Source organism: Streptomyces sp. NPDC002104, from assembly GCF_053593795.1.
In genome coordinates this window covers 1-7283 of the sequence record NZ_JBSFDF010000108.1, presented here as the reverse complement: position 1 = coordinate 7283, position 7283 = coordinate 1, and the positions used below count along the sequence as shown (strand labels likewise).

The window sequence follows — 7283 nt, the reverse complement described above, 5'->3', positions numbered from 1 at the left end:
GTCCCGGCCCCGGACACCTCCTTCGCCTCCCTGCGGGAGGAGCAGCTGGACCTGCTCGGCGACCTGATCAGGAACGCGCGGACACGGACGCCCTGCTCCGCCTGATCGAGGGCGGCGCCCCCTCGGACATGCGGAGTGCAAGGCGGTCCGGCCCCTCCGTCGTTCACGACCTAGACGTACCGCTCCAGGATGGAGGACTCCGCCAGCCGCGACAGCCCCTCGCGGACGCTGCGCGCACGCGCCTCGCCGACGCCGTCGACCGTCTGCAGGTCGTCCACCGACGCCGCGAGCAGCTTCTGCAGTCCGCCGAAGTGCTCCACCAGCCGCTCGATGATCGCCCCGGGCAGCCGCGGCACCTTCGCCAGCAGCCGGTACCCGCGCGGGGACACCGCCGAGTCCAGGGTCTCCGGCGAACCCGTGTACCCCAGGGCCTTCGCCACGATCGCCAGCTCCAGCAGCTCCGGATGCGTCAGCGCGTCCAGCGCGGGCAGCGCCTCGTCCACCGTGCGGGAACGCTTCGCCGTCGGCTCCGGCACGTAGTCCCGGATGACGAGCTCCCGCTCCTGCTCGATCCCGACCGTCAGCTCGTCGAGCTGGAGGGAGAGCAGCCGGCCGTCCGTGCCGAGCTCCACCACGTACTCCGCGATCTCCGTCGCGATGCGCCGCACCATCTCCAGCCGCTGCGCCACCGCCGTGACGTCGCGGACCGTCACCAGGTCCTCGATCTCCAGCGCGGACAGCGTCCCGGCGACCTCGTCGAGGCGGAGCTTGTACCGCTCCAGCGTGGCCAGCGCCTGGTTCGCCCGCGACAGGATCGCCCCGGACTCCTCCAGCACGCGCCGCTCGCCGTCCACGTACAGGGCGATCAGCCGCATCGACTGCGAGACCGACACCACCGGGAAACCGCACTGCTTGGAGACCCGGTCCGCGGTCCGGTGCCGGGTGCCCGTCTCCTCCGTGTGGATCGAGGCGTCGGGCACCAGCTGGACGCCCGCCCGCAGGATCTTGGTGATGTCCTTGTCCAGGATCAGCGCGCCGTCGAGCTTGCACAGCTCGCGCAGCCGGGTCGCGGTGAACTCCACGTCCAGCACGAAACCGCCCGTGCACATGGCCTCGACCGACTTGTCCATACCGAGGACGATGAGCCCTCCGGTGTTGCCGCGAACGATCCGTTCGAGCCCGTCACGCAGGGGCTGACCAGGTGCGACCGCGCTCAGCGAGGCGCGCATCATGGCCTCCTGCTTGGAGCTCGCGCCCGACTTCCCGGATGCTGCTGCCCCGTCCTTGGCTGCCACTGCACTCCTCCGGTCGCGGGATGTACCGCCTGCGTACGGCCGGGCGGACCATCCCGAAGTCTACCGGCGCGGCCCCGGCGCCCGCCGTGCCTTGGCCCGGCCGGGCCGCGGAGCACCCCGTCCGCCCCCGCTGACCTGCGGTGGAGGGCCGGCCGGAGGGCTCGCGGAGGGCTCCTGGCCGGCGGCTGCCTCCCTAACGCCCCTCGGGTGCGTCCTTCACCGTCCCCCGCTCGCGTCCCTCGCTCGCGTCCTTCGCCGGCGTACGCGACCGCCCGCGCGGCAGGACCCGCAGGGCGTCGCCCATGTCGGCGACCTCGGTCACCTTCATGCCCGCCGGGACCTTCCCCGGGTCCACCGGGACCAGCGCGTGCGTGAAGCCCAGCCGGAACGCCTCCGCGAGCCGGCGCTGCACGCCCGTCACGCGCCGGACCTCGCCCGCGAGGCCGACCTCCCCGATGGCGACCAGGTTCTTCGGGAGCGGTACGTCGCTGGCCGCCGAGGCCAGCGCCAGCGCGACGGCCAGGTCGGCGGCCGGCTCGGTCAGCTTCACCCCGCCCACGGTCGCGGTGTAGATGTCCCGCTTGCCGAGCGCCGTGATCCGCCCGCGCTGCTCCAGCACCGCCAGCATCATCGAGACGCGCGAGGTCTCCAGCCCGGAGGTGGTGCGGCGCGGCGAGGGGATCTGCGAGTCCACCGTCAGCGCCTGCACCTCCGCGACCAGGGGCCGCTTGCCCTCCAGGGTCACCGTCAGGCAGGTGCCGGGGACGGCCTCGGTGCGGCGGGTCAGGAACAGCCCGCTCGGGTCGGCGAGGCCGGTGATGCCCTCGTCGTGCAGTTCGAAGCAGCCGACCTCGTCCGTGGCGCCGTACCGGTTCTTCACCCCGCGCACCAGGCGCAGCCGCGCGTGCCGGTCGCCCTCGAAGCTCAGGACCACGTCGACGAGGTGTTCCAGCAGGCGGGGGCCGGCGATCGCGCCGTCCTTGGTGACGTGGCCGACGAGGAGGGTGGACATGCCGCGTTCCTTGGAGGCCCGGATCAGCGCCCCGGCCACCTCACGGACCTGCGCCATGCCGCCGGGGGCGCCGTCGATCTCGGGGGAGGCGACCGTCTGCACGGAGTCCATGATCAGCAGCGCGGGCTTCACCGCGTCCAGGTGCCCGAGCACGGCCGACAGGTCGGTCTCGGCGGCGAGGTAGAGGTGGTCGCTGAGCGCGCCGATCCGCTCGGCCCGCAGCCGCACCTGGCTCGCCGACTCCTCGCCGGTGACGTACAGCGTGCGGTGCTCGTCGGAGGCCGCCTTCGCGGCGACGTCGAGCAGCAGCGTCGACTTGCCCACGCCCGGCTCGCCCGCGAGCAGGACGACCGCGCCCGGGATCAGCCCGCCGCCCAGCACCCGGTCCAGCTCGTCCACGCCGGTGCTGCGGGCGGTCGCGGTGCGGACGTCGACCTGCCCGATCGGCACGGCGGCTGTGGTGACCCGGCCGGCCGCGGTGGTGCGCACGGCGGGCGCGCCGCCGAGCTCCTCGACGGTGCCCCAGGCCTGGCACTCGGGGCACCGGCCGAGCCACTTGGCGGTGGAGTACCCGCACTCGGTACAACGGTAGGACGGCCGGTCCTTGGCGGATGAACGAGATGTACGGGCAGCCATGCGGCCCACCGTAGCCGCCGCCACCGACAGCCCGGCGTACACGCCGTGGCGTGCACCGTCAGGGATGCCGTCAGCATGGCGCCGATCTGTTCACCCGTAAGGGCTAAAACTGGTGAAGGCTTCCGGAGCGCCACCGGCGCGCCGCCTACGGTCACCAAGTGACCAGCAGCAACCAGGGACACCCCGCTCCGCGCACCGGCGCACACCGGGCGCACGGGCGCACGCCCCCCGAGGCGACCAGGGTGGAGCAGCCGCCACCGTTCCGGTACGAGCCCTACCTGGACGGGCTGTTCACGTACTGCCTCTCGGTCCTGTGCGACCACGACACCGCGACCGACGTGCTCGGCGACGTCCTCGCCGTCGCCGACCGCCATCCCGGCCGCTGCCCCGACGAGGGGGACCGGCGGGCCTGGCTGTACGCCCTCGCCCGCTGGGCCTGCCTGCGCAGGCTCGCCGAGCGGCGGCGCACGCGCTACGGGTACGGGGGAGCGCATTCCGCCCGGCGTGCACCGGAGCACACGGGCGCCGGCCGTGCGCCGGACCCCGCGAAGGCGAACGCCGACGCGAACGCGGCGGCGAACGCGGCGACGGCGGGCCGGGGCGGCTCCGGCGGCTACGGCGGTCCGGGCGGCTCCGGCGGTCCCGACAGCTCCGTCGGCTCCGGCGGCTCCGGCGGCGGGAACGGCGGCCCCGGCGGTCTCGACGTGTACGCCTACCGCCGCACCGAGCTCGCCCGCCTCGCCTGGCCGGAGGCCGCCGGGACCACCCCCGAGCAGCGCGAGGCGCTCGAACTCGCCGTCCGCCACCGCCTCGGCGTCCCCGAACTCGCCGCCGTCCTCGGCACACCCCCGGCCGCCGCCCGCGAGCTGCTCTCCGGCGCCGCCTGCGAGGTGGAGCGCACCCGCGCCGCCCTCGCCGTCGTGGAGACGGGCAATTGCCCGACCGTGTCCCGGCTCACCGTCGACGGGGGCGACGGCGGCGAGGGCGGCGGAGACGGGAACCTCCTCCTCTCCTCCTCCCTGCGCGCCGAGCTCGTCCGCCACGTCGACGACTGCCCGCGCTGCCGCCGCGTCGCCGAACGCGTGGGCGCCGCGGCTCCCTGGCCCGGCTCCGGCGGCATCAACACCGCCGCCCTCCCGCTGGTCCCGGCCCCGCGCACCGCCGTCCACGCCGCGATGCTCCGCTCCGGCGGCCGCCGGGGCGCCGGCACCGGCCCGCGCTTCGACCGCACCGGCTTCCCCATGGACCCCAAGGACCGCGCGGCCCGCCGCGACCGGCTGCGCACCCGCGCCGTCACCACCACGGTCGTCGCCACCGTCGTCGCGGCCCCGGTCCTGGCGCTGTGGGCGGCGTACCGCGGCGCCCCCAGCACCGGGGAACCCGTCGGCAACGGCTCCACCCGCATCTCGGCGAGCGAGGCGGAGCTCCCGCAGGCCCGCACCGACGGCCGCCCGCTGACGGCCTACGAGAACGCGGGCAACGCCGCCGTCACCACCGACGGCCCCGACTTCGCCCCGCCCGAAGCCGCCCCCGACGTCTCCGTGGAAGTCATCAGCAGCGGTGCGCCGCCCAGCTCCACCCCCGGTGCGCCCGGCGCCCCGGGCCGGCTGACCGCGACAGCCTCCACCCGCGGAGCGACCACCCTGCTCACCCTCACCGCGTCGGGCGGCGCCCCGGTCGAGTGGCGGCTGTGGTCCGACGCCCCGTGGCTGCGCGCCAGTACGACCTCGGGCCGGCTGACACCAGGAGAATCGGTCACCCTGCGGATCACCGTGGACTCCGCGGCCCAGCCCGTAGGGGCCTGGAACGCCCGCGTCGGGGTGGACCCGGCCGGCGCGGTGATCTCCATCCGGGGCCGGGGCCGCCCGGCACCCACCCCGCCGGGCCCGCGGCCCACCCCGCCGGAACCGGAGCCGACGCCCACGCCGACCCCCACCCCGACGCCCACGCCGACCCCCACCCCGGAGCCGACGCCCACGCCCACGCCGACCCCGACGCCGACCCCGAGCCCCTCGGACGGGGCCACGCCGGAGCCGGCACCGACCCCGGCGCCGTAGGCCGCGGCCTGCCGCCCTACTCGGCCGGGGTGGGATCCGCCGGGTGCGGGGCCATCGGCAGCAGCGAGGAGAGCCGCGCCTCGCAGAGCCGTACGAGCTCCTCGTACCCCTCCGTGCCCATCAGCTCCGTCAGCTCGGCGCGGTACGACTCGTACACCGGCTTGCCGGCGCCGTGCGCGGACGTGGCCGAGGTGCACCACCAGTGCAGGTCGTGGCCGCCCGGACCCCAGCCGCGCCGGTCGTACTCACCGATCGACACCTGCAGGACGCGGGTGTCGTCGGGCCGGTCGATCCACTCGTAGGTCCGCCGGATCGGCAGCTGCCAGCACACGTCCGGCTTGGTCTCCAGCGGCTCCTGACCGCCGCGCACCGCCAGGATGTGCAGGGAACAGCCGGCGCCCGCCGGGAAACCGGGCCGGTTCAGGAAGATGCAGGCACCGTCCCAGCGGCGGGTCTGCTTCTCCCCGTCGTCGTCGTGCTGCGTCCAGCCGGTCTCGCTGCCGACGTCGTGGAACTGCCACAGCTCCGGCGTCAGCCGTGCCACGTTCTCGGCGACCCGCTTCTCGTCGTCCTCGTCGGAGAAGTGCGCGCCGAGCGTGCAGCAGCCGTCGTCCGCACGGCCCGCCTGGATGCCCTGGCAGCCGCTGCCGAAGATGCAGGTCCAGCGGGACGTGAGCCAGGTCAGGTCGCAGCGGAAGACCTGCTCCTCGTCGGCGGGGTCGGGGAACTCCACCCAGGCCCGCGGGAAGTCGAGCCCCTTCTCGTCGGCCACGCTCTCGACCGCCTTGGTCTTGACCTTGCTCTTGACCTTGCTCTTGGGCTTGTTGGCCTTCTTCGTATTTGGCACAAACCCCAGCCTAAGCGCCCCTTACTCCACCCCTACGCCTTTGGACCAGTAGCGTTTCCCCTCATGAGACTCGGTGTCCTTGATGTGGGTTCGAACACGATCCATCTGCTGGTGGTGGACGCGCACCCCGGCGCGCGCCCGCTGCCCGCGCACTCGCACAAGGTGGAGCTGCGGCTGGCGGAGCTGCTCGACGTCCACGGCGCGGTGACGCCCGAGGGCGTCGAGCGGCTGATTTCCGTCATCGGGGACGCGGTGCAGGCCGCCGAGGACAAGGGGTGCGAGGACGTACTCCCCTTCGCGACGAGCGCGGTACGGGAAGCCACGAACGCCGACGAGGTCCTGGCGCGGGTCAAGGCCGAGACGGGCGTGGACCTCCCCGTCCTCAGCGGCGACGACGAGGCCCGCCTGACGTTCCTCGCGGCGCGGCGCTGGTTCGGCTGGTCGGCGGGCAAGCTGCTGCTCCTCGACATCGGCGGGGGCTCGCTGGAGATCGCGTACGGCATCGACGAGGACCCGGACGCGGCCGTCTCCCTCCCCCTGGGCGCCGGCCGCCTGACGGCGGGCTGGCTCCCCGGCGATCCGCCGGACCCGGCGGACATCCGGGCCCTGCGCCGCCACGTGCGGGCCCAGATCGCCCGGACGGTCGGTGAGTTCAGCCGCTTCGGGGCGCCGGACCGGGTGGTGGCCACCTCGAAGACCTTCAAGCAACTGGCCCGGATCGCGGGCGCGGCCCGCTCCGCGGAGGGCCTCTACATCCAGCGGGACCTGACCCGGAAGTCCCTGGAGGAATGGGTCCCGCGTCTGGCGGCGATGACCACCGCGCAGCGGGCGGCCCTCCCGGGGGTTTCGGAAGGTCGCTCCAATCAGCTGCTCGCGGGGGCGCTGGTGGCGGAGGGCGCGATGGATCTTCTCGGGGTCGAGTCCCTGGAGATCTGCCCCTGGGCCCTGCGCGAGGGCGTCATCCTCCGCCGCCTGGACCACCTCGGGAGGTCGACGCCGGTCGGTGTGTGAGGGCGCGATGCCTCTGGCGGGGCTGGGGGTGGCCGGGGCGCTGCGCTGGGCGGGCTGCGGGTGGCCGGGGCGCTGGGCGCGGGCGGGCTGGGGGTGGCCGGGGCGCTGGGCGCGGGCTGGCTGGGGGTGGCCGGGGCGCTGCGCTGGGCGGGTTGGCTGCGGGTGGGGGCCGGTGCCGGGGGCGGGGTGGGGTGTCGGCCTGGACTGCATGATTTAGGCGCCCTGCCTCCTACTTTCGACAGTTGTGGCTTCCCGATGCGCCACAAATCACGCTCTACGTCCCGGCCAACACCCCACCCCGCCCCCGTCCCCGGCCCCCACCCGCAGCCACCGACCCTGGGGGTCTTTGAGTTCCGGCCGGGCGGGCCAACCCTGGCCGGGAGGGCTATCGACCCCGGCTGGGAGGGTTCCGGCCTGGCCCGGGC

General features: G+C 74.8%; 5 protein-coding genes. 2 read left to right on the top strand and 3 right to left on the bottom strand.

What is annotated here, in order from left to right; genetic code table 11:
* Positions 1–170 precede the first annotated feature (170 nt).
* A complete protein-coding gene (gene disA / locus ACWCP2_RS38025) occupies positions 171–1295 on the bottom strand; it encodes a DNA integrity scanning diadenylate cyclase DisA (RefSeq protein WP_243339766.1) in 1125 nt (374 codons plus the stop codon).
* Positions 1296–1488: 193 nt separating this feature from the next.
* On the bottom strand, positions 1489–2943 hold the full coding sequence (gene radA, locus ACWCP2_RS38020) for a DNA repair protein RadA (RefSeq protein WP_450913104.1): 1455 nt from the start codon (positions 2941–2943) through the stop codon (positions 1489–1491).
* A 158-nt stretch (positions 2944–3101) separates the two neighbouring features.
* Here radA and ACWCP2_RS38015 point away from each other — a divergent pair, with 158 nt between their 5' ends.
* Positions 3102–5000, top strand: a complete 1899-nt coding sequence (locus ACWCP2_RS38015) for a BACON domain-containing protein (RefSeq protein ID WP_450913103.1) — start codon at positions 3102–3104, stop codon at positions 4998–5000.
* 16 nt (positions 5001–5016) lie between these two features.
* Here ACWCP2_RS38015 and ACWCP2_RS38010 read toward each other — a convergent pair whose 3' ends face one another.
* Positions 5017–5847 carry a hypothetical protein gene (locus tag ACWCP2_RS38010; protein WP_450913102.1) on the bottom strand — a complete coding sequence of 277 codons (831 nt, stop codon included), beginning with the start codon at positions 5845–5847 and terminating at the stop codon, positions 5017–5019.
* A gap of 63 nt (positions 5848–5910) precedes the next feature.
* Between ACWCP2_RS38010 and ACWCP2_RS38005 the strand changes: the two genes are divergently transcribed.
* Positions 5911–6858 carry a Ppx/GppA phosphatase family protein gene (locus ACWCP2_RS38005; RefSeq protein ID WP_450913101.1) on the top strand — a complete coding sequence of 316 codons (948 nt, stop codon included), beginning with the start codon at positions 5911–5913 and terminating at the stop codon, positions 6856–6858.
* Positions 6859–7283: the final 425 nt, after the last annotated feature.